This window comes from Nannocystis punicea (genome assembly GCF_026965555.1).
Taxonomy (GTDB): Bacteria; Myxococcota_A; Polyangia; order Nannocystales; family Nannocystaceae; genus Nannocystis; species Nannocystis punicea.
This window is the reverse complement of record NZ_CP114040.1, coordinates 9817947-9840273: the sequence shown is the minus strand read 5'-3', so window position 1 is coordinate 9840273 and position 22327 is coordinate 9817947. Positions and strand designations below refer to the sequence as shown.

Here is a 22327-nt window from a genome sequence, read left to right as displayed (position 1 = left end):
CTGACCACCCAGGGGTACGGCCGGAACACGACAAGGTGTATCCGCACCGAGTTCGATTTTCAACCGGCCGGGCGGAGACGTGTCGAGGGCGCCTTTGACGGCGGACGGGTCAGCTCGGACGGCGGCCTGCTGTTGCTGCGCGAGCTGACCGAGAGTTCAGGTGTGTTCCGGGACTTCGCCTCCTGCTTCCGGGACCACCGCGACCCGAGCCGCGTCGAGCACACCGTCGAGGAATTGCTCGCGCAGCGCGTGCTGGGCCTGCTGTGTGGTTACGAAGACCTGAACGACCACGACATGCTCCGCGATGATGCCTTGCTCGCGCTGGCGGTAGGCAAGATCGATCCGACCGGCGAACAGCGCAAGCGGGAACGCGACCGGGGTCACGCGTTGGCCGGCAAGAGCACGCTGAACCGTCTGGAGCTGGCGAAGCCCACGGTGGCCGGCGACGAGCGCTACAAGAAGATCAGCTACGACGACCACGGCATCCAGCGCCTCTTCGTCGACACATTTCTCGCCGCGCACGATCGGCCGCTCGCCGAGATCGTCCTCGATCTCGATGCGACGGACGACCCCGTACACGGCAAGCAGGAGGGTCGCTTCTTCCACGGCTTCTACGACAGCTACTGCTACCTGCCGCTGTACGTCTTCTGCGGCGACTTCCTCCTCGGCGCCGCGCTGAACACCGCCGACAAGCAGCCAGTGAGCGGCGCGGTCGAGGAGCTCGAGAGGATCGTCAGCCAGATCCTCGCCCGCTGGCCCGACGTCCGGGTCATCGTGCGCGGCGATTCTGGCTTCTGCCGCGACGAGGTCATGCGCTGGTGCGAGGACAACGGCCTCTTCTTCGTCCTCGGCCTGCAGAAGAACTCGCGCCTGATCGTCGAGATCGAGGACGAGATGAAGCAGGCCCGCGCCATCTCCGAGCAGACCGGCAAGGAGGCGCGCGTTTTCAAGGATTTTCGCTACGAGACCAACCGGACGTGGTCACGAGAGCGCCGGGTGGTCGGCAAGGCGGAGTACACGACGGACAAGGAGAACCCGCGCTTCGTCACCACCAACCTCTCGCATGACGAGTACGACGCGCGCTCGCTCTACGAGGACCTCTACTGCGCTCGCGGAGACATGGAGAACCGGATCAAGGAGCAGCAGCTCGGCCTCTTTGCCGACCGCACCAGCGCCCACACGCTGCGCGCCAACCAGCTCCGCCTGTGGCTCTCGTCCGTCGCCTACATGATCCTCAACGAGCTCCGCCGACTCGCCCTCGCCGGCACCGAGCTCGCCCACGCCCAAGTCTCCACGATCCGCACGCGGCTGCTCAAGATCGGCGCCATCGTCACCGCATCGGTCCGCAGGATCCGCGTCTCCCTAAGCTCAGTCTTCCCACTCCAGCACGTGTGGTGGCGCGTCCTCGAGAACCTCCACCGCCATCACGTCATGAGACGCTGACGGCCCTCGCCATCCGTCACACAATGGTGCGCTTCGCTGCGCGCCGGGGTTCGTCTGTCCTTATGCTCAGGTCACCCAAAACGCGTAGCCAGCTTTGTAATCCCTCTTACAGCTCGATCTCGCGCCAGCCCCGAGCCTAACGAGCGCGGCCTCGCGGCTCACGTCGACGGCATCCAACAATCTCCCGCCACGCCGCCTGGCAGCCGCCTGGCGGGCCCCACCTATCCGTGGTGAGAAATCCGGGCTAGTTGGAGTGCCGAGCGAATGGTCCATTTCCTCGCCGCGGTCGGCAAAACGAGCCATGCAGACGACGTCATCGATGCGGCGGTCGCTTGGGGCGCTGGGCTGGCCGCCAACATGCGGCTCCCCGAGCCGGCCTTGACCCCTGCTCATCCAAGGCTCCCGCTGTCACTCCGCCTGCTGCTCGATCGCCTCGACTGCCCGTCGCGGATGGTACAGGAGCGTGCAGCATCATCAGTAGCTGCACTCCTGGCCGCCGACGAGACGCGCGAGGAAACCTCCACAGCGCTACTCGATTGGCACGCCGCTGAGGCTCTCGAAGCCCGCTCTTGCATGCTCCTACTCGTGCTGCTGCTCGCGCGTTCTGCACACGGCATTTCCGACGAGACTTGCATGGCGATCGTTCGTCCGGACGACCTGATACCGTCGCTCGGTCTGAATGTCCTGCTGCGAGAGTTCGGAGCCGAAGGGCAGCTATACGCCGAGTTGCTCGAATATCGAAAACGTCATTCCGGGCAGCCGACGGCAGGTTTTTCGCGAATCGCGGACTTCAATGAGATCGTCGATGCACACCTCGCGCCTATTTTTCGCCAATGGGCCAAGGAATGGGATGACGAGGGAATGCCGTTCTCGCTACAGTGGGAGTGGGAGGCGGCTGCGCTCGCGGAACAAGTCGGACTCGCCCTAGCGGCCAAAGATATCTACCATTTTCGCGGAAGTTTCAAAATTCCCACGCTGCCAATCAGCGACCGAGTGTCCTGTTTACTACGCTCCGCGTACCTGCGGGCGCTGCACTGGTGCATCGACGAGCACGGGCTTGGCGTCGACCGGGCCGAGTTCCAGACCTTTAGGATCGCGCCAATGGCGGACCCGATGCTGTGGGCCGTCCGTCCCAGCGTACGACCCGCTTGGTGGCCGGCGTACCCGGGTAAGTCCGGCGGGAAAGAGCGGTTGGGCGAAGTCGTCGGCAAAACTGTATCTGAGTATCTTGAAGGCGCAGATCCAATCGGCGAAGAGGTACTGCTGTTCGCCGCCGGGCCAGTCGGGGCCGACCCACGAGTGAGCGTCCAGCTTATCATCCAGGCATTTCTCCAGTCGGCTCAAGGTGCCCTGAGGCCGACCGTGGAGGAGCTCGTAGGAATGCCGCGGGTGATCTGTCGACCGATACCTTCTCGCCTGACTGTGCCTGGAAGTTACATAACCTTCACAGAATATTCGCGGCAGCTCGGTGACTGGCTCGTTGCTCCGCTGGTCTGGACCCTCCAGCCAGAGACCCAGGATTGGCTCATGCCCGGACGCCAGTCGCGTGGTCTCCACGTTCCTGCGGCATGGCTTTTTGCCGGCTCGCCGTCGATCAACACCGCGGTAGATCGCGTCACTCTGACACTTGGAGACGAATCGATCGGTCACTACCGATTCTGGCACGACGAACTGTGCGAGAGAAGTTTTCCTGGCGCAGGCTCGAGAGTCGGGGGGGAATTGTTCGTGCGTCGCCAGTGGCTGGCACCGCACATCTCGTCCGGCGCTGCGCTCTGTTGGAGTGTTACATTGATCTTTGCCGAGCGTGGCGAGTACGAGCACAGCTTCGACCATCCGCCGAGTATTGCGAGGTGGCTGGTCGGAGGAAGCCGGATAGTATGGCCTAAACCTTGGCGTCCGCCCTGACGCGTTATCGGCAGTATCCGTTCCACGGACAGCGTCGTGACGTGAACCCTTCCGAGGCGCTACTTTCTGCCGATGCCACGCCCCTTCTTCGTCTCGGGCCGGTTGAGCCTCTGGCGCGCGTCCAGCTCGGCCAGCATCGCCAACACCTTGACCGTCGTGTAGCCGGCCGCTCGGCGCTGGGCCACGAAGCGCGCACGGTCGATGGCCCACGCGGGAAAGCGGTTGAAGACGCCGCCAGGCGACCCTTGCGACACCTTCGTCGGCGGGGGCAGCAGAGGAGGACCGTCTCGATCTCCGAGTAACGAACGACGGTCGCCAAGCCGGAGGCCCGGCTACGCGTAGATGGACCCCGGCACAACCGCGCGGACGGGGCGGTCCAGAATCCCCGACAGGACAAGCTCAGGCACAGCCCGATGAACAACAGCCAAATAGGAGCGAATTAGCGCCAAGTACTCGTTGTTCTCCCCTTCGGTAATCTCGCGCCAGAGCTTCGGCTTGTAGCGGACCATGATACTCAACATGTAGAGGGTGCAAAAATGGATGCACAACATGTCCGATGTCTTTGCCCACAACGGCTTGACCCAGAAATTGGGACAGGCGGCAGAGCCATACAAATCAATGTAATCAAACCAGTACTTACCTTCTGCTATTTCCGCCTGCAACGCTCCCATGACGGATGGCCTCTCATGGGAGTCTACACGCTCCGGGAACTTGGCCTCGGTGAGTGGGATCGCCAAGTGGCGAAAAAGCTCCTCCGGGGTCGCAGGAGAGTTGCCGATTACGTCGACCCTCAGCCAAGTCTTCGGCAGCGGTGGCGGCTGCTGACTCGGCTGGCTCATTGCACGATTGTCGAGAAGGCCGTAAGACACCTGGGCGGTCAACGGCCGTCGGCCAGAGACCTCAAAGTAGAACGAAGACAGCTCGGGGATTCTTGCGAGAAGTTCGTCCAAGCTCAAGAGCTTGCTAACCTCTTCAGGTTGTGTGGGCAACGTCTTGACCCGCGAGGTAAACTTCACGTGGGACAGCTCTGCATCAGAAAAACCAACGTCCTTCAGATAGTAGTTAAAGAGGCCGTCGTTGCTAACGTAGACTTTCTGAGAGGCTGGAAAAGATGCTGTACTGTCTTCGGCGGATTGCAGTCCATGCCCGTATTTCCCTGCTTTTTCTGCTCCTGCCAGATCGTACTGATTGCGAGGGTTGGCAATCAACAAGGCGCTAAGAAAAGAAAACATACCGTAGTACGAATTAAGAATCTGTTTCGTATGTGATCGAGTGGGATCTTCAAGAAAATCTCGAGCGTTTCTGAGTGTGTATGCCAAACCGACCGCTTTCCGTCCCAGTAGATCGTCTGAAAGTTGAGAACCGCATCGCTGTGCTCGTTCAAGGATTGCCTTACGTGCTAGAGCGACGCTCTCCATTTTTGCGAGATGCAGCCAGATTTGTTCCAAAGGGTTTTCGGAGGCAATTGCGATCTCGTCGTTGGTGGACATGTCGGCAACCTAGCACGCTCTCCCGCGAGACGACAACGCATCAGCGGGGCAGGCGGCCGCGCATGCGCTCAGTCTTCGGAGGGCTGCAGTCCGCGACGACCCCCAACCGAAGGTTCCCACGCCGCTGACAACCTCGGGTCCACCTCCGTCGCCACCTGCGCCGTCGGTCACCGGGCGCCGACCAAGAGAAGGCGCCTGAGCGGACCGGCAGGCTCGTCGATCCTGGGCACCGCGGGCCCCGCGGAGAGGCTCTCCCGTGCGCGCGTGACTAGCGGTTCTGCCCCGCCTGCGCCTCTGCCGCGAACTTCTCGCGCAGTGCGTCGGTACCCCAACCCTCGCCCTTGAGTTTCACGATCTCCGCCACCCTGTCCGCAGCCGAGGCCGCCCACAAGATCCGCACCCCACCGCTTCCACCCTTCTTCGTCGTCTTGATCCCGACAAATAGCCCGAGTTTTCGCCATTCGCGAATGGTGGGCACGGTGAGATTGGCCATTTTCGCCAATTCCTCGGTTGTGAGGGGGAAGGACACCGCGCGGACGGTACCGGACGCGTCGACGCTGCCGCAAGGGTTCCGGCTTGTGCCGCGAGATCGCGCCGGCGGTCGCCGGTCGTGAGATGGCGCGATGGGCACGCCGTGCTTGGGGCTAGCGTGGTGGGCGGGTGCGCGCCCCGCGGCTGCGCGCGCAAACAGCGGTTGACCAGAGCATGGGCCGATGATAGACCGAGGATAGCCGCTCCTGGCCTGGCCAGGGTGCGCGTCCGCTCCCCAGCCGGCTGGCCGGCTGGACGGAAGCGCGCTTCCGCTGCAACATCGGACGTCGATGGAAACCCCGACCCCTGAAGCCTCGGGCTCCGCCGCAGCCCCTCACGAGGCCGCCGCAGACAGCGAGCACCCGCTTGTGGTGCTGTTCGCCGCCTGGATGGCCGGCTCACAGCAAGCGGGGCGCGCGATGCTTCAGAGTACCGCGGAGCCATCTGGCGTGTGGGGCCGGCGCGATCATTTGGGCAAGGGCAAGAACCCGCGCCTGGAACCCACGTCGCCCCTGACGGCACGGCTGGCTGTCGTGGTGCGGTGGTTCATGACGCCGCGTGAGAAGCCGATTGACCTGGACGAGGGCCTGGGCCGCTTCGACGGGACGACGCAGCTCGGGATAGAGCACCCGTTGATCCGCGGCGACGTCCGTCGGCTGCATGTGCTCCAGCGCGAGCTACAGCGGAAATGCTTGACCGTCACGCTGGGGAACCTCGCTGCGGGCCCACGCGCGGCTTTCGTCCTCCGCTGGATCCTGGGTCTGTCGGACGACCAGATCGCCGAGGTGTTCGGCACCGTGGAGGCGGTGAAAACCAACGGCGGGCGCGCCCTTCGGGACTTGAGGGACTCGCTCACGCCGATCTGCGAACACATTGACCCCGGCAACGGCTGTCGCTGTCGAAACCGGCTCGCCGGGGCAGTGGAGCGTGGGTTTGTCACCTGGCCCGACCGCGACGACCTCGACGGCGATCGGCCCCTGGTCGGGCAAGCCCACCAGGACGTCGAGTCCCTTTACCCCAAGCTACCGCCGCCTCCCTGAGAGAGCCCGGACCTTTTCCGTGACCGCCCTCGCCGACAGTCCGTTCCCCCCGCTCGACCCCGCCGAGGCCAGCCCTCCGGTCCGGGAGTTGCGTTTCGGCCTGGTCGAGCCGCTCGACGTGAGCCCCGCGCTCGACGTGGACGCCAAGGACGACGGGGAGGTCGTGGCGTCGCTGCCGCTCGGTCCCTTCGCCGAGCGTTACACGCTGCTGCGCACACTCGGAGCCGGGGGAATGGGGGTCGTTCAGCTCGCGTACGACCGCACGGCCTGTCGCAACGTGGCGATCAAGCGGATCCGGCCGAGCTACGCGGACGCGAGTTTCACGGAGCGTTTCCGGAGGGAATACCGCGCCCTCGCTGCGATTGAGCACACCGGCGTCCCAGCGATCTACGACATCGGAGAGACCTCCGCCGGCGAGCCTTACTTCACCATGCAGATCATTTCGGGCGAGACGATCCGTGCTCGCTTGAACCGCGAGAAGACGATCCCGCCAGCGCGAGCGCTTGCGCTGGCGATCGACCTCGGGCGCGTGTTGATGGCGGTTCACGCCGCGGGCGTGATCCACCGCGACGTGAAGCCGGACAATGTGATCCTCGAAGGCGAGCGCGTGCGCCTGATCGACTTCGGAGCGGCCCTGCTGACGGCGGATTACTACGAGCAGCCCCACCTGCGCGACGTGACTGCGGTCGGCAAGCGCTGGCGAACCGCACAGGTCGAGTGGATCGGAAATGCGGCCTACATGTGCCCGCAGTGGATGAACGAGGGCAAGGTCTCGCCGGCAACGGACGTGTTCTCGGTCTGCGTGGTCCTGTACGAGATGATCACCGGCCGGCCCTTGTATGCCCGGGAGGTGTACCGGCACCGGGAGATCCGAGCCGAGGAGTTTGCGCCCGCGCTCGGGCCGCTGGTGGCCGAGCTTCGGCGCGGGGTCTCGCGGGTGGGCGAGCGTCACCGCAGCATGGCGGAGCTGGTCCGGGCGCTCGAGATCGTGCGGTCCCGACTCGCCGCGCCGGCGAGGCGACCTTCGCTGCCGCTCGTCCTCGCCGCGTCGGCCGCGTCGTTCGTCTTCGGCGTCGGAGCCACCGTGGCCCTGCTGAGGGCGCCGGTCGAGCCAGCGGTCGCGAGCAGCGCCGTGGAGCCGTCGCGGGTCGTCGCGCCGCCGGCGGTGGAGCCGCCGCGGCCCGAGCTGACGCCGCCCGCCGTGGAGCCGCCGCGGCCCGAGCCGCCGCCCGCCGTGGAGCCGCCGCAGCCCGAGCCGTCGCGGGCCGAGCTGCTGCCCGCCGGCGAGCCGTCGCCCCCCGCGTTGCCGGGCTCGACGAGCACGCCGGCCTCATGGGCGACCCGCATGCGCCGGGCCGAGGCTCGCGCGCGGGCCTGCCTGAAGCGCGCGAAGATCGATGCAGAACCGCTCTTGACGACTATCGCCGCCGGCGAGCCGGCCAGTGTTCGAGGTGTCGCCTCGGACTCGCCGGAGACGCGGTGCATCCGCGAGGCCCTGGATCACTACGATCTCCAGGTCCCCAAGGGTCAGCGGCAACACACCTTTTTTGCTCGGTAGGAGGTCCCATGTTGATGCGCCTCGTCCTGGTGTCGACCATGCTCGCCCCGCCGCCCTCCGAGGCCGAGGCCGTCGCGGCCTTCAACGAGGGCAAGCTAGAGCTCGCCCTGAAGCTGCACCGCGAGCGGGCTGCCGCTCCCGGTGTCCACGCTCCCGCGGCGCTCTACGGCGTCCACGACAGCCTGCGCGCTCTCTACCGCATGACCGGGGATGTTGCCCACCTGTGCGAGGCCCACGACGTGGCGAGCGGCCTGCTCGCGCGAGGGGGCTTCGCCAACGAGAAGGAGCGGGTCTCGTGGGTCGAGCTGGAAGCGACCGACGCGGCGCTTATGGGCAAGGTCGGCGCGAAGTGTCACACGCCGACGAGCGAACCGACGCAGGCGACCGAGCCGACGCCGACGACCGAGACGACGCCGACGCCGCCCGAGCCGACGCCGATGACCGGGCTTCGAGCCGAAGGACCGGCGCCGCAACCTGGCGCGAAAGACAGCACGCCCGAGCCTGGCGCGAAGGACAGGCCGCCGTGGAGACCTCGCGGCCGCGTGATCGCGGCCTCCGTGCTCGGCGGGATCGGGCTCGGCCTGCTCGGGGGCATGGCCGGCGCGTTCGTGCGGCGGGATCATGCGGAAGCCGAGCTCGCCGCCATCGTCGACGCCGCACAGGGCCGCGAGTACACGGCCGCCGAGCGGGCCGCGGCGCACGACGCCGACGAACGCTATGTCCGGCTCCATGCGACATGGCCGGCCCTGCTCGCGGTCGGATGTGTAAGCGTAATTACAAGCGCGGCAGTCCTGTTCGCGCCGACCCGCGCAGGCTCACGCGCGAGAGCGCGCGCCGGCGGCGCCGGCTTTGTATACTCGTTCTGAGCCCCTTTTGCGCTCGGAGGTCGCCATGTCCCGCGCTCGCGTTATGTCCCTGTGCATGCTCTTCGCGTTCGGCGCCTGTGTCGATCACGCGCCGTCGTGGGCCGACTTCGTGGCGAACGACATGACCGCGGGGACAGGTGAGAGCGGCGACGGGGGAGCGGCGGAGACGACCAGCCCGGCGAGCACGAGCGACGAGCCGAGCCCGGCGACCGGCGAGCCCGAGGACACGACGGACGCGACGAGCACGGGCGAGGCCGGCAGCACGGCCAGCGACGCCGAGCTTGTCCAGCCGCGGATCCTCGCGGTCGACGTGCCGGCGAAAGTCCACCTCGCCGGGCCGGTGCCGGTGACTGTGACGACCGAGGGCGCGAGCCTCGTGCGGGCTACGCTCGACGGCGCCGAGCTGGAGCTTCTCACCGACCAGGGCGGCGGCGTGTGGACCGGTGCCGCGCCCTGCTACGGCGCCGTGGACAACGGCGCGCACGTGCTCGAAGTGACCGCCACGCGCGGGCCGCTCGCGCACGTGTGGCCGCCGGTGATGTTCGAGGTCGCCGCGCCCGCGCCCGGCGATCTCGCGTGGGGCAGGCTCGGGCCGAGTGGCTCGATCTCGCGGCGCGTCGTCGCCACCCCCGAGGGGGACGCGATCGAGGTCGGCGCCATCTTGATCGACGGCGCGCTGCGGCCGTCGATCCGGAAGCGCCGAGGCGAGGACGGCGCGGAGATCTGGGCCGAGGGAACGATCGTGCTCGACTCGCGCGAGGGCGCGGTCGATGCGGTCGCGCTGACGCCGGCCGGCGAGATCTGGGTCGCTATGAACGTCCGCCAGGCGGACAACAAGTGGCGGCCGCGGATCCTCTTGCTCGACGCGGAGGGCCACGAGACCGGCGTCGAGATGCCGACCGATGCGGGGTCGACGGTGCGGGGCATCGCCAGCGACGACGCGGGCGGCTGCATCGCGGTCGGCTTTGGGGCCTCGGGCTACGGCGACACGGATATCAAGGTCTGGCGCATGACCGCCGAGGGCGTCGCGGTCGTGAGCGCGAAGGGGTGGGACCACGTCCCCAACGGCAACCAAGCCCTTAAGCACACGTTCGACGATCTCGCGTTCGACGTGGTGATCAAGGGCGGCACCGCATGGGTCGCAGCCGCGAGCGCTGGGGAACACGACGGGGTTTGGATGGAGTCACGCGGCGTCCTCGTGCCCTTGGATCTTGAGACTGGCGCGCGGCTCGACCCGGTGATCGTCCAAGAGGTCAGCGGCGGCTGGCGGCAAGGGATGTACCTCGGCGCCGCGGCACACCCGGACGGCGTGGTCGTCGTCGGCTACGGAGCGACGAGCGACGGGACGTCGCAGCGGATCGAGCTAGCGCTCTACGACGCCAGCGGGGCCCGGATCTGGTGGGTTCCCGAGGCGGCCGCTGATGTCGCGTACGGGACCGGCGTCGCCGTGAGCGCACATGGCGGGGTGATTGCCGGGGGCGTGGTGAAGGTCGGCGGTGTGCTCCGCGGCGTCGTGCTCGGGCGCAAGGGTCTTGTGTACGAGCACCAATTCTCGTCCGGCCTGGACGCGTCCGCGGTCTACGGCGTCGCGGTCGACCCCTGGGATCAAGTGTTCCCGGTCGGCGAGCTGACCTCCGCTGGCGTTCGGTACGCCCGGGCGGCGCTCGTGCGGCAGTGAGCGCGGCTCACTGAGGGATGAAGGCGTTACACGCCTCGTGAACAAGATCAGCGGCCTCGCTGAAGAACCCGTCGTAGCTGTCGGCGCAGATGTTGCCTTCGCGGTGGTAGTCGAAGGTCTGGACGACTTCGCGTAGGTGTTGCTGCCAAACGCCGTCGTCGTAGACGCAATCCGGCTCGGGCTCGCCCTCTAGCGGCTGCGGGATGATCACCAGGCCGACGACCGCGTGCTCGTCGCCACCCTTGGCAGCCACCACCGCGTCATGAACTTTCTTCGCGCTCAGGACCGATTGCTCGTCGTCGTTGTCCATGATGAGGACGAACACGAGCAGGGCGTCGTCGCGGAGAAAGCCCTCGTTGCAGCCGCCCGGGCCGTTGAGCTCGTCGGACACAGCCGCGACGAGCGTGTCGGCGATCGGCGAATTGGCGCCGAAGGTCCCCACCTGCGCGATGCAGGCGAACGCATCCGGATCGGTCTCGCCCTCGATGATGTAGCGGTTCCCCCCGTCGAGCTCGCACACGTGGTTAGTGGCGTAGGGGCCGGCGTTGTAGAGCAGGCCGGCGCCCCGCTTCCGGTCGCACTTGAACACGGTGTCGGCATACGAGCCGCAGACGTAGTCCATCGCGTACGGGCCGCAGTTGCCCTCGTTCCCGCAGTGCTCGGGCTCTTCACAGCCGAGGCCCCGCCAAAACTCGTCCGTGTTCACGGAGATCACGTGCTTGTCGAAGCCGGCGAACTTCGACTCTAAGGTCTCCATGAAGCCGGGAAAGCTCGCCACGAGTTGATCTTGTTCGTGGCGCATGGTGAAGAGCGCCGAGATCACGAACACGAAATCTACCTTGCCCTTGCACCCCTCGGGCTGCGCGTCGCCGAGATCGGGCGCGGGGTCCATGTCGAACGTCGAGACGCCGGCGGTGCTGGCGGCGGCGCTGTCCTCGACGCCGCCGGACGTCGAGGTCGACGACGAGCCGGGGGAGCTGGTGGACGAGGTCGAGGTCGACGTGCCCGGCGTCGTCACGGACGTCACGCCGGGCGCCGTCGTCGAGAACCCCCCCGGCGAGTTATCGCCGCCGCAGGCGAGCACGGCGAGGACGACGGCGAGCGCGAGGCGGCGCATGGGCACAAGCGTACACCCGACCCTGCGCCTTGTCCCGCGCCTGACGCCGATCCGGTCCATGGCGCGGACAGAGGGTCCTGTTGGGCGAGCTCGGCACGCGCGACGGCTTGCGCCTCGACGGTGCGGGTCCCGGTCTGCACTGGGGCTCGAGCGCGGCCTTCCCGGCGGGAAGGGCATGATCGACGGCGACCTCGAGGCGCATGGCTGTCGAAGTATCAGGGGTGCTTGACCGGTTCCTGCTGAGGGCCACGCTCGTCGCCATCGTGATGGCGCCCCGCGTCGACAACGCCACCGCCACGGTCTGGCGACGGGGGGCGCCACGCCTGTGGACCCTCGGCCGCCAGACCGTGGCCTCCATAGTAGCCACAGGTGTAGCCCGTCGGAGGGGCCCTACATGCGGCGTCTGCCTGTCATCTGCCCCCCCTGCCGGGCGTGATCTTGCCGTACGACGCCGACCAACAGCAGTGTCACCTGGCTGCGAGTCGCGTGCGATCGCTGGCTGATCGATGCGCACTTGACGGCACGATGAGGCGCGCCTCGTCGTCGTACGGCTGGAAGTTTCGAGCGCACGCTGGGTGTCCGCTGCGCGCGGCGTCGAAGCGACGGATGCGACCCGTCAGTTGGTGCGGCGCAGCGACGAAGCCACCCGCCTGCACGGCGCGCATGGGCGGGTGTGGCACGGCAGGAGGACGGGCTCCTGGGGACGCCTCAGCGCGGCCTTCGCTGCACGAGCCGCGGGGACGTCGTGGCGGCCCATCGGTCACGTCGCGCAGGGATCCGGCGCAGCGCACGCCTTGTACCTCGAGAGGTGACAGCGGTGGTGCGCCCATGCGAGGAAATGCGGTGTCACCAGTGCGTTCAGCGAGCCCCCGATGCGCGCTCGCTGGGACGTTTGGGCACGATAGTGATGCCGCGCGCGTGGGACGTTTAGGCAGCACCGTGATGGTCCGCGATCTCGAGGCGGCCACACAATCCTGGCGGACAGGCGTATCCACCATCAGGATGACGGCATGAAACGCGTGATCGTCTATAACAACAAGGGTGGCATCGGTAAGACCACCTGCTCTGTCCACCTCGCGCTCTTTGCCTCGGAGCGGCGGATCAAGACCCTCGTGGTCGGACTCGATCGACAGGGCGACATCTGCCGCTGGCTTTCCGGCGGCGACGAGCACCTGATGAACGGGCACATCTTCCGCGTCAACGAGTACCTGCAGGTCCTCTACAGCCCGATGGAGCTGCCGCAGGACCTCACCAACTTCGACCTCGTGATCGCGGATTGCCCGCCGCACGTTGAGATCGTCGATCAGGTGGACGCGGATCTGTGGCTCGTCCCGATCGACGGGCGCCTGGCGATGGAGAACATGGGGAACGTCTACACGACGCTGCGGCGGGCCGAGGGCACGATCATGATCGTGCTGAACCGCTGCGACCTCATCGGCAAACGCGCGCTCGAAGGACTCCGCGAGGCCGCGCACCAGATCCCGCACGCCACAGTGCGGGACGAGCCGATCCCTTCGTCGGCGGCGATCGCCAAGGCGTCCGAATACTTCCGACCGGTTTGGAAGGTGCCGTACGGCAAGGACACCCAAGGGGACCGCGCGATGCAGGCGATGTGCAGCGACGTGCTGGTGTCATGTGGCTTCGGGGGGAGGCTGTGACATGGCATCGAAACCCTCCAAGAGCGACGGCCTTCGTTACGGCATGACGGGCTTCGCGCACGCGAGGCAACCCGCAGGAGCTCATCCCGCGGCCATCCTGGCCTTGAGGGAAGGCGGGAATATTCGCGAGGAGACTCGTGCCCCAGCCGCACCACAAGCCGGCGAGTCACCCATGGTCGGGCCCGTTTTCGACACCACGGCGACCGACGTCCCGAAGAGACCTGTCACCGCGGTCTCCCACATGGCCACGACCCCTGAGCCGCCGATCGAGTCGGAGCTTCCACACGGAGCGGCCGGGACGCGGCCGGCGGACGTGTCGCGGGCGAACGCGGGCGCTCCTGGCGAGGCGCCCGGGGACATGAGCCGACGACGCTCGCGGCGAGCCTCCGACGACTACAAGTTGCCGCCGAGCGGGACCCCAAAGCGGCGGCCACGCTCGCATCACTTCCGGTTTCCGGAAGAGATTGACGACTACCTCAACACGCTCGCCGCGGCGTTCGACTGCACGCGGACGCACGTCGTGTGCTCGGCGATCCGTGCGGAGTGGCAGCGCCTTCGCCGAAAAAAGGCGCGGAACGCCAAGCAGGGCGCCACCCCTCACTGACCGCCACGGCCGGCAATGTGGGCTTCTTCCGCGGGCTTCGCGGACATTGCCGCGATTCGCGTGAGGCACGTCGCGCTCGGAGCGCTGAACCACTCGACGTGGTTCTCCAGAACGCGATCCGCTTGACAGTCGCGCGCTCGAACAGCGGGGAACGGGCGGCGAGCCAGTGCAATGCGCCGCGGCCGGCGCGGTCCTTCGGCGGCGCCCGCATGTAGCCCTGCTCGAGGACCCAGGTGAAGACCTGCGTATGGGTGCCAGCCACGGCGGTCCGGTGGCCCCGTGCGTGCGCTGCCACGAGCGCCCAGACCAGGTGCCGCGCGTACTCGGTGCCGATCTCGTCCCGCGCGTCGCGCACGATCGCTGCGAGGTGGTCGCGGATCGCTGGGTCCAGTTTGGGCTGCCGAGCGACCGCGTCGGCGACGTGCTCGGGCGTGAAGGGTCTCGGCCGCTCCAGAAGCGCGACAGGGACCTCGTCCGGCAGAAGCTCGAGGCCGTTCGCCCGGCTTGCTGTCCCTCGGAACAGGCACCGTGGGGCCCCGTCCTCGCGGACCAGGAGGAGCGCGACGTCGTTATGGCCCAAAAGACAGAGGTAAACCTCGCCGAGCGACGTCTGCACGTATCCGGCGAGTCCCGGAAGCCGGATGTACTCGAGCCGGTGCGGGACGCCGCGGATGCGAACGGCGAAGGGCTCGTCGCCGTCGTGCAGGTCGCCCGCGAACTCGTCGGCCAAGTTGGCGCGCCAGAAGTTCGCGAGCGGTGTCAGGTTGTAGTCGGGCCCGAAGTCGACCAGGATAAACGACCCCATGGGGCTGACCAGGAAGAGACAATGGTCGCCTTCCAGGTCAGCTCCGACCGGGCGCACACGCGCTTCGTAGCCGGCGCCGAACGTTTGCGAGAGCGCATACTCGTGGGTCTTCGCCCTTTTGAACTGCGTCAGGTGCAGCCGGCGCTGGGGGCGCCCGGGTCGAGCGAGCTCGGCCTCGGCGACGACCGGCGCGCCGTGCGGGCCCCCCCGCCGGCAGAGCAGCGCCGCGCGAGCCTGCAGCGCCTGGAGCTCGCCGCGGCTGACGATGCGAGACCCACCACGCGGCCATCGAAACCGCAGCTTCATCTCGCGGCTCCGCGCGCGCCCCGACTCAATCTTGATGCCGAAGTCCTTCCACCACGCGTAGTAGTCGCTCCCGTGGCGTTCCCACTCGAGTGAGACTGCCTGCGAGGTGAACGCCTGCCAGCACCGCAGCAGATATGCGAACGGCTCTTCCTCGGCCGGGAGCCTGAAGAGCTCGCGGAGCCGCTGCTGGATCTCGAGCATGATGGATGCGCTCCCGTCGGCGTTGAGTGGAGACACGGAGATCGCCTCTTCGGCAAGTATCGAGGAACTCTAGCATCCTCGAACTTTTACCTGCCAGCTTCGTCGTGTCATGCGCTCGAACGCGCATATATCGCGCGAATTCAGGCAAATTGGGACCGGTAGATAATGCAGCGAGCGAAAATAGACGCTGGCAGGCATCGGGACCTCGGCGATCGAGATCCTATGCTCATCACATCGGGAGGTTGGGGATGATGAGTGAAGCAGGGTTCAAGACGCTAACGGAGTACGTCCGGGGGGTGATCCGGGGCGAGCGCCTTGACATCGATATGGTGACAGCGCGGATGCTGGAAGGGCTGCGCCGGCAGCCACTTGCGGTCTTTCTGGCTGAGTTGGAAGCGTCGAAGTGCAAGCTCCGCGGCGCCCGCGGGAACACGCTCGTCGACGTGATCGACCTGCTCGAGCAAGTGCGAGTGCAAACCGGCGTCTCGAAGCAGGAGCTGTCGAGGCGATCCGGTGTGTCGCGCGGACACATCATCGCGTTGCTCGGCGACGACGCCAACCCCATGCTCGAGACCATCGTCCGCCTGGCGATCGGGCTCGACTTTCCGCTCGAGGTCGTCTCCCAGTCCGCGAGCAACCTCGATGACATCAAGGTGGAAGAAGGATCCCAGGGGCACAGCGAGACCTCGTTGGGAGACGAGGGCGCTGCTTGGGGCCAGGTCGGCACCTTCGGTGCGACCATGGCGGGTTCAGCGCTGCTCCCGCAGTTGTTCGGGGATTCTCGCGCCGCGTCCATTGGGTGCGGTGTGCTTGGGGCAGCGAGCCTCGGCATCGCGGTGTTCGCCGCGGATCCTGCCTTGCGCCGCGCGTCCGGCCTCGTCGCCGCCGGCCTGCTCACCGGCGCGGCGCTTGGCGGCATCGTCTCCCTTGTGCGCTCGCACCGCGGCACGAAGCCGCAAGGAGAGGCCCATGCCGGCTGAATCGACCCGGGAGTACATCGGGTCCGCCGAGGCCATGGCAATCATCGGCTTGTCCCGGACGACCTTCTACCGCCGGGTCAAGCATGGCGACATCCCGTGCGTTCGGGCGATCCATCGCTGGATCTTCCACCGCGAGACCCTCATCGCTTGGCGCGACAAAATGCTGGCCCCATCGCGGGCCGCGCCCTGAACCGCTCGTCGGCACCTCGGGACGCCCGCACCCGAGAGGCTGGCCACCGAGGCGCCAACGCTCGACGGCCGAAGAACTCGCTGTACTGCATCCTACGTGCAAGAGCTCCCGGCGATGCCCGGTACATGCCGCGAGCTACGGCGCGGTGCGAGAGATGGAACGGTGAAGATAGGAATGGTCCAGTGAGCGATGATTGTGGATCGCCTGAACGGATGGAGGTAAGGCAATAGCGATTTGACTTTGGAGTGGGCTCTCGAGGTTGCAGGGGCCGAGGAGAGCGCGCGCTAACTCGGGCGCCGACCTGCATCGGCTCCGCATTGTGTGGCCTGGGCTATCGGGCTCAGCATTCGTAAGATGTAAATAACACGTCAGGAGGTGGGGCGTGGCAAGGGGTAAAGGGCAAGGTGGGGTCGTCGATAACTCCTGTCTCTACAATATAGTTGCTCATCCGGCGAGGCACGTCCCTGCCGGTATGGGTGGAGCGATCGCGGGCGAACACTGCTCCGACAGCGTGAGTTCGCGCCCGGACCTGCCGCCGATCCTCTACGTGCAGGATATCGCCCAAATCCTCGGGCGGAGCGAGAAGGCTGTCAGGGCGGCCATCTCGCGGGGGCGTCTGCCGCCCCTGCGGAGGATCGGGGGCCGCTCTTGCTGGGTGAGGCAAGATTTGGTGGACTTGGAGGCGGAGACCCGCGGCGGAAAGCGCCCCGCCGTGAACATCAACGTCAGCCCCTACAACTACAAGAACAGCGCCCGAATGCTCGTCACCTTCACCATCCCCGCCGACAAGTCCAAGGGCCTCCCGCGCCTGCGTCACAAGCGCGTCGCGCCTGAGGGCCTGGACAAGCCTGGCGCGTTTGCATGGGCAGAAACCCTCAAGCGCGAGGTGTGGAGCGAGCTCATGGGCGGTGAGAGCAGAAAGGAGAGAATCGCTGCAGAAGAGACAATTCCTGCGCCTTCCGCTCCCGCGCCCTGGAGCGTCAAGAAGACCCAGACGGTTGTCCAGACCTTGAAAGGGTTCTGGACGAGGTTCGAGGCCGAGTACCTCTCGCAGCAGAAGCCGGCCACGCGGAAGAACTATTCGAGCGCATGGTGCCGATATATACGCCCTGTCCTCGGCGATCTCCCGCTCGATGCAATCGGCCGCGAAGCGGTCGGGAAGCTTCGGGCGAAGCTCGGGAAGATGAAGCCGCAGAGTCGCAATGAACTGCTCGGGAAGCTCCGGGCGGCGCTGCGACAGGCGGAGGACTGGGCCCTGCTCGAGGATGCTCCCAAGATCAAAATGGAGAAGGCCCCGAAGCGTGCCGAGCCGGTCGTGTACACCGAGGAGGAAGCGGAACGCCTCATCGATGCCGCGAAGCGGGAGGGAGGGGATGCACCCGTTCTGGTGCTTCTCCTGCTCCACGGCGGCCTCCGATCGTCGGAGGCCCGAGCCCTGCGTTGGGGCGACATCGATCTCCGCAAGGGGATCATGAAGATCCAGCACAACTACAGCGACGGGGAGGACGCCACGCCCAAGGGCGGCGTCGCCGCGCCGGTCGGGATGTCACCCGAGCTGTCCGCGGCTCTCCGAGCCCTGCCTCGCGGGTACAAGGACGACCACGTGTTGACCCGCGTGGTGCGCGAGGGGCCGCTCAAGGGCCAGGTCTCGCACCACACACCCAACACGATCACCTACAGGCTGAACAAGCTGCAGGAGGCGGCCGGGTTGGAGAAGTCAGGACCGCATCGACTCCGTCATGCCTGCCTGACGATCCTCGCCGGACGCGGGACGGATCCATACCGCCTCCAGGCGCACGCGCGTCACTCCCGACTGTCGACGACGCAGAAGTACATCCACCTGGCCAGGGAGCAGGCGGCGCTGGAGGCGGCCGCCATGTGGGGTGACCCCGTGCCCCAAAGCTGCCCCAAAAAGCCCCAAACGGCCGAGAACGCGGCCACGTTGGCGAATTAGGCCAAGCTGCGACCTGTGGAACAAGTTCTGACCCGCTGGCCACCTCCCGCTAAAACCCGGCAACCGTCAAAAAGGCCGTGCTTCTTCTTTCCACGGGGTTTTTCGGGAGGAGGGGTCTTGCCACCCCTTGCCTCTGGTTGCCACTCCAGGCCACAAAAAGGGTTAGATTTTGGTTAAGTCGATCTGGCTCGACAGACAGGAGCCCGTCTTCGGTATTCCGGAGGGGCTTCGAGCTCGAGCGGACGGAGAGGGGCGGGGCCGGCGCAGGGCCCGGTCGACGCTTGAAGCGGTAACTCGCGGCGGCGCCGCTCCCTCAGAGCGACCGTCGGTTGGGCGGCGGCGAGCGCGGGAACACGCTTGGGCGCGACACCATCCGCGCTGCTCTTCCGCTGAGCGCGCGGCAGTCGCTCTCGTTCCGTTGACATGCGCGGCGAGGGCGGCGCGTTCGACAGACCATCACCGCGACCTCTCGCATGTCCCGATCTGGTCGGCGATGCGCGGCTGGCGGCCGTCGCTTGCTCGCCCGCGAGGAGACGACGGAGCAGGGCGAGTAGGTTGCGGAGGTCGTGCGAAACGATGCCGGTTTCGACTTCCCTGACATCAGCGTCCGCGAGTTGACGGCGGCCGCGTACTCTTCATGGCGGAGTACCAACCGACCCTCGCAGACGACCCCTCAACCCCGGTTCCCGCGTTTTCTGGCTCGGAACGGTCGTCTGCGAGGGTTTCACTTTGCCGTCAGGAGCCGCCAGGAGCCGCCAACCGACCTGGAAACGTGGCGGCTTGGAAGCGCGGCGGAAACGTCGCCTCCCTGAGTCGCTGCCCTCATCGGAGGGAGGCGCCTCCACCGCCACAATTTCGGCGCGGTGTCAATGGACCCGTTAGCGGGTGTCTGCGGACCAGTACGCACCTGGAGCTCGACTTGCTCGACCAGGAGATCGCGTCAAGGTCGCACCCGGTCGACACTTGGAGCGGCAGCTTGCGCCGCCGCTCACTCAAGACGACCGTCGGTTTGGGCGGCGGCGAGCGCGGGAACGCGCCTGGGACCCAACGCCATCCGCGCTGCTCCTCCGTCGAGCGCGACAGTCGCCCAGACTTCGTTTCGTTGACATGCGCGGGATCGCCCCTACAGAATTCCTACTGTGGTCGAACCGAAAGTCACGGTCGTCAACCCCGCGCACTGGCTCGATGAGCGCGGCGAGATTCCCCTCGCGCCGGCGGCCCTGCGGGCGCGTGCCCTACGGGTCGCGCAGTGCATCGAATATGGGGGCCCGCTCGCGCGCGGACACTGGCGTGAGACGCTGATCCCGTGTCGTCGACGGCCAAGCGGCGAGGCGTGCTCGGGGTTGCTCGGCGTCCTCAAGCAGAGCGACGATGCGATCCTCGCCTTCTGCGCGGTTTGCAAGGCCGACGAGTATCTGATCTACGAGTGGGAGGAGACCTTGTGGGCCGAGGGGCCAATGGAGCCCCTCGATGTCGCGGCCATGTCCGGGGCCGATGAGCGGGAGCCGAGGCGAGCACCGGGTCCCGAGTCGCGCGACGAGCTGCTCGCACGGACGCTCAAGCTGCTCGGCAGCTCGCTGACACCGGCAGAAGTGAAGCGTATGATCGCGGTCGCTCGAGCGCCCTCGGAGGTGATCCACGCAATTGTGGGCTCTTTGCCAGCGCCGCCCGCGATCGCCTCGCTCGAGCGCTTCATGCCGTTGTTCATGGACCTGTGGAACGATATGCAGCCGACCCCCCCGGGTCTCGCGTTGGAGCCGCCGCGCATACGAACCAAGGTCGGCGCGAATCAACCGTGCCCGTGCGGCAGCGGCAAGAAGTTCAAGCGCTGCTGCATGTTCAGCGACACAGTTCACTAAGCGCGCAGGCACGCGCCGCCGGCCATGGTCGCCACGCCCCGGCGGGTCCATCGCGACCTCAAGCCCAACTACCGACTGCCCTCTCCCAAAGCCCCCCGCTGCCCAAACCGCCGCGGATCTCCACCAAACGGGGGCTTTGGAGGGGGACGGGTTGTCGCCGCTTGCCCCTCGTTGCCCCTGCGTGCCCCAAAGTTGCCACAAAACCGTGGGCTCGCCTGGTCCTCCGGGCCGGCGCGCCGAGCGGCGGCGAGCTGAGCGCGGCTAGCCGAGTACACGCCCCCTCGCGTGCTCCCCGCGGCGTCCGGCGGGCATGCCCACGCCAGCAGCGCGCCCGTGTCGACCAGGTTCCCCGACGCCGCCCCCGCAAGCGCGATATCGCTTCGCATATAAGAAGAAATTGACAAGGATAAGCACTTCGGCGAGGCTGCTTGGGGTGTTCACCGGCAACGCCATCCGCGAGCTTCGCGAGAAGCTCGGCATGACCCCCGAGCAGTTCGCGGGCCTTCTCGGCGTACACCCCTCGAGCCTGTACCGCTGGGAGGCAAAGCACGACGACGTCGTGCGCCTCGACCCGATGCAGCTCCGAATTCTGACGGCCCTTCGCGACGAGCTGAACCGGAAGCAGCACCCCCGCGAGCAGGCCGAGTGGGGCCAGGTGCTGCTCACCGCGCTCCTCATCGGTGGCGGGCTCTTCGCCCTGTTCAAGCTCCTCGAGGCCGTCTTCGATGACGGCTCATCGGCGCGATCGAGTGCGCGGGCATCCTCGAGAGGGGGTGCCGGAACGCGGAGCTGATGATCGTGAAGAATTCGGGGCCCGGCGTTGGCGCGCCGGACCCCGAGGTGAAGCATCCCGACCTTCGACTGATGCCAGCCTCGAGCCAGGACACCCCTGCTCCACAGGTAGTGTTACCTCGTCGCTCGAGCTGGTCAACGGGGATGCGCGTGCGCAAAGGGCCAGGACAGCCCTCTCCGGCGGAGCCCCCGCCAACCATGCGGTGAGTGTCCCGCGACCCGAGATGGTCGGCCTCGCCGCCTCGAGAAAGGCAACATGACGAGTTGGAGTAAGTGGCACCCGCTCACGGAGGCGACCTGTCGGCTCGCACCCATCTACCAGGGCAACTACGAGATCGCCCTGGCGAGCGGCTTCATCGAGTACGAGAACGGCAAGAGCAAGACCCTCTACTACGGGAAGTCCTACAAGGGGCAAAGCTCGGTACGCCAGCGCATCACCCGGCACCTGGCGGGCGCCGGCAGCTCGGTGATCGCCGACGTCATCGACCTGGGCCTTCGGCTGAAGGTCCGCTGGCGGCAGCACGACGACCCCAGCGATGGCGAGTGCGCGCTCTTCGGGGCGTTCGTCGACCGCTTCGGCGAGCTGCCGAAGGCGAACAAGCGAGGGTGTAGTACCAAGAAGGTACTCGAGCAGATCGCGGCGTAGCCGTCCCCGAGCGGCCGGCTGCTCATGCGGAGCGGCCGGCCGTCGTTGTCGCCGCCTCACTGCGGCGCCCGAGCTCCAAGATCGCGAGCGCCACATCGATGCCGTCAACGTCGAGTTGGCCCTCTTCATCGACGTGAAGCAGCTCGTGAACCCGCTCGAGCACGTGTTCCTCGCGGCGGTGGACACGTGTCGTGCGTGGATGCTCCAGCCGATCCGCGGCGCTGAGGTGCCCCCGGACGAGCTCGACGAAGCGCGCGACGTACCGTGGCCTTGGTCGCCGGCTCTTGCACTCGACGAGAGCCGCGTGGAGCCATGTGTGGGCAAGCACGAGGTGCAGACGAGATTCTGTCATCGGGCCACCTGGTGGCAGCCTCAGCTTGTGCTGTCGGATCAGCGGCGTCTCGAGCCAGCGGGAGGCTCGCCGTGCCAACACTTCGCGCACGATGCTGTCCGGGCTCTTGCTCATCGTCTCCTCGGAGAGGTGTGACCGAGCCTCGGCGAGGTGGCCAACGCGGCTGGCGCGCGGCGGCGGTCACACCGCCGCATCCAGCGGAGTCAGCGGTGCGCCAGTCTGCCTCGAGCCAGGTTAGCCCGAATCGATCACGAAGTGCAGCGGGTCGGGCACGTCAACGCCGTGTTGTCGGCCCGCTACGAGCGCAGGCCGTCGGCGTCGGCACACCACGGCCATATCTCGGTGTCAATAG

The 22327-nt window shown here is 66.9% G+C and carries 19 protein-coding genes; 13 read left to right on the top strand and 6 right to left on the bottom strand.

From position 1 onward, the window contains the following. Together O0S08_RS37620 and O0S08_RS37615 are read left to right on the top strand one after the other, a co-directional pair. Entirely contained in the window at positions 1 to 1443 is a 1443-nt protein-coding gene (locus O0S08_RS37620) for an IS1380 family transposase (RefSeq protein ID WP_371879576.1), read from the top strand. A 264-nt stretch (positions 1444 to 1707) separates the two neighbouring features. Next, the gene (locus O0S08_RS37615) at positions 1708 to 3348 is read left to right on the top strand and encodes a hypothetical protein (RefSeq protein ID WP_269034289.1); all 1641 of its coding nucleotides are present in this window, start codon (positions 1708 to 1710) and stop codon (positions 3346 to 3348) included. Between the two features lie 59 nt (positions 3349 to 3407). Here O0S08_RS37615 and O0S08_RS37610 read toward each other — a convergent pair whose 3' ends face one another. The 3 genes from O0S08_RS37610 to O0S08_RS37600 form a co-directional block, all read right to left on the bottom strand. Beyond that, the gene (locus tag O0S08_RS37610; protein WP_269034288.1) at positions 3408 to 3602 is read right to left on the bottom strand and encodes a hypothetical protein; all 195 of its coding nucleotides are present in this window, start codon (positions 3600 to 3602) and stop codon (positions 3408 to 3410) included. Positions 3603 to 3680: 78 nt separating this feature from the next. Then, complete coding sequence (locus O0S08_RS37605; protein WP_269034287.1) at positions 3681 to 4838, bottom strand: YaaC family protein; 1158 nt, start codon at positions 4836 to 4838, stop codon at positions 3681 to 3683. Between the two features lie 268 nt (positions 4839 to 5106). Then, positions 5107 to 5367: a MerR family transcriptional regulator gene (locus O0S08_RS37600; RefSeq protein WP_269034286.1), complete on the bottom strand. Its 261-nt coding sequence runs from the start codon at positions 5365 to 5367 to the stop codon at positions 5107 to 5109. 292 nt (positions 5368 to 5659) lie between these two features. On the opposite strand from O0S08_RS37600, the gene O0S08_RS37595 reads away from it, so the two are divergent. From O0S08_RS37595 to O0S08_RS37580, 4 genes are read left to right on the top strand one after another with little or no spacing between them, the layout of a single operon-like run. After that, a complete protein-coding gene (locus O0S08_RS37595; protein WP_269034285.1) occupies positions 5660 to 6409 on the top strand; it encodes a hypothetical protein in 750 nt (249 codons plus the stop codon). A 19-nt stretch (positions 6410 to 6428) separates the two neighbouring features. Beyond that, a complete protein-coding gene (locus O0S08_RS37590) occupies positions 6429 to 7967 on the top strand; it encodes a serine/threonine protein kinase (RefSeq protein ID WP_269034284.1) in 1539 nt (512 codons plus the stop codon). A gap of 8 nt (positions 7968 to 7975) precedes the next feature. Continuing rightward, a complete protein-coding gene (locus O0S08_RS37585) occupies positions 7976 to 8833 on the top strand; it encodes a hypothetical protein (RefSeq protein ID WP_269034283.1) in 858 nt (285 codons plus the stop codon). Positions 8834 to 8858: 25 nt separating this feature from the next. Next, a complete protein-coding gene (locus O0S08_RS37580) occupies positions 8859 to 10511 on the top strand; it encodes a hypothetical protein (protein ID WP_269034282.1) in 1653 nt (550 codons plus the stop codon). Positions 10512 to 10518: 7 nt separating this feature from the next. On the opposite strand, the gene O0S08_RS37575 is transcribed toward O0S08_RS37580, so the two are convergent. Continuing rightward, on the bottom strand, positions 10519 to 11628 hold the full coding sequence (locus O0S08_RS37575) for a hypothetical protein (RefSeq protein WP_269034281.1): 1110 nt from the start codon (positions 11626 to 11628) through the stop codon (positions 10519 to 10521). A gap of 1010 nt (positions 11629 to 12638) precedes the next feature. On the opposite strand from O0S08_RS37575, the gene O0S08_RS37570 reads away from it, so the two are divergent. Then, on the top strand, positions 12639 to 13286 hold the full coding sequence (locus O0S08_RS37570; RefSeq protein WP_224191110.1) for a ParA family protein: 648 nt from the start codon (positions 12639 to 12641) through the stop codon (positions 13284 to 13286). Positions 13287 to 13762: 476 nt separating this feature from the next. On the opposite strand, the gene O0S08_RS37565 is transcribed toward O0S08_RS37570, so the two are convergent. Then, positions 13763 to 15202 (bottom strand): hypothetical protein, encoded by a 1440-nt coding sequence (locus O0S08_RS37565; RefSeq protein ID WP_269034280.1) that lies wholly within the window; start codon positions 15200 to 15202, stop codon positions 13763 to 13765. Between the two features lie 248 nt (positions 15203 to 15450). Here O0S08_RS37565 and O0S08_RS37560 point away from each other — a divergent pair, with 248 nt between their 5' ends. The 6 genes from O0S08_RS37560 to O0S08_RS37535 all read left to right on the top strand — a co-directional run bounded on the left by O0S08_RS37560 (position 15451) and on the right by O0S08_RS37535 (position 21623). Further along, positions 15451 to 16182: a helix-turn-helix domain-containing protein gene (locus O0S08_RS37560; protein WP_269034279.1), complete on the top strand. Its 732-nt coding sequence runs from the start codon at positions 15451 to 15453 to the stop codon at positions 16180 to 16182. Further along, positions 16172 to 16372 (top strand): helix-turn-helix domain-containing protein, encoded by a 201-nt coding sequence (locus tag O0S08_RS37555; protein ID WP_269034278.1) that lies wholly within the window; start codon positions 16172 to 16174, stop codon positions 16370 to 16372. Before O0S08_RS37560 ends, O0S08_RS37555 begins: the two co-directional genes overlap by 11 nt. 712 nt (positions 16373 to 17084) lie before the next feature. Then, entirely contained in the window at positions 17085 to 18326 is a 1242-nt protein-coding gene (locus O0S08_RS37550; RefSeq protein WP_269034277.1) for a tyrosine-type recombinase/integrase, read from the top strand. Positions 18327 to 19465: 1139 nt separating this feature from the next. Further along, entirely contained in the window at positions 19466 to 20185 is a 720-nt protein-coding gene (locus O0S08_RS37545) for a YecA/YgfB family protein (RefSeq protein ID WP_269034276.1), read from the top strand. A gap of 433 nt (positions 20186 to 20618) precedes the next feature. Beyond that, on the top strand, positions 20619 to 20978 hold the full coding sequence (locus O0S08_RS37540; RefSeq protein ID WP_269034275.1) for a helix-turn-helix domain-containing protein: 360 nt from the start codon (positions 20619 to 20621) through the stop codon (positions 20976 to 20978). A 255-nt stretch (positions 20979 to 21233) separates the two neighbouring features. Beyond that, the gene (locus O0S08_RS37535) at positions 21234 to 21623 is read left to right on the top strand and encodes a hypothetical protein (protein WP_269034274.1); all 390 of its coding nucleotides are present in this window, start codon (positions 21234 to 21236) and stop codon (positions 21621 to 21623) included. Positions 21624 to 21645: 22 nt separating this feature from the next. Here the strand turns inward: O0S08_RS37535 and O0S08_RS37530 are convergent, their stop codons facing one another. Next, on the bottom strand, positions 21646 to 22089 hold the full coding sequence (locus O0S08_RS37530; RefSeq protein ID WP_269034273.1) for a hypothetical protein: 444 nt from the start codon (positions 22087 to 22089) through the stop codon (positions 21646 to 21648). Between the last annotated feature and the right edge of the window lie 238 nt (positions 22090 to 22327).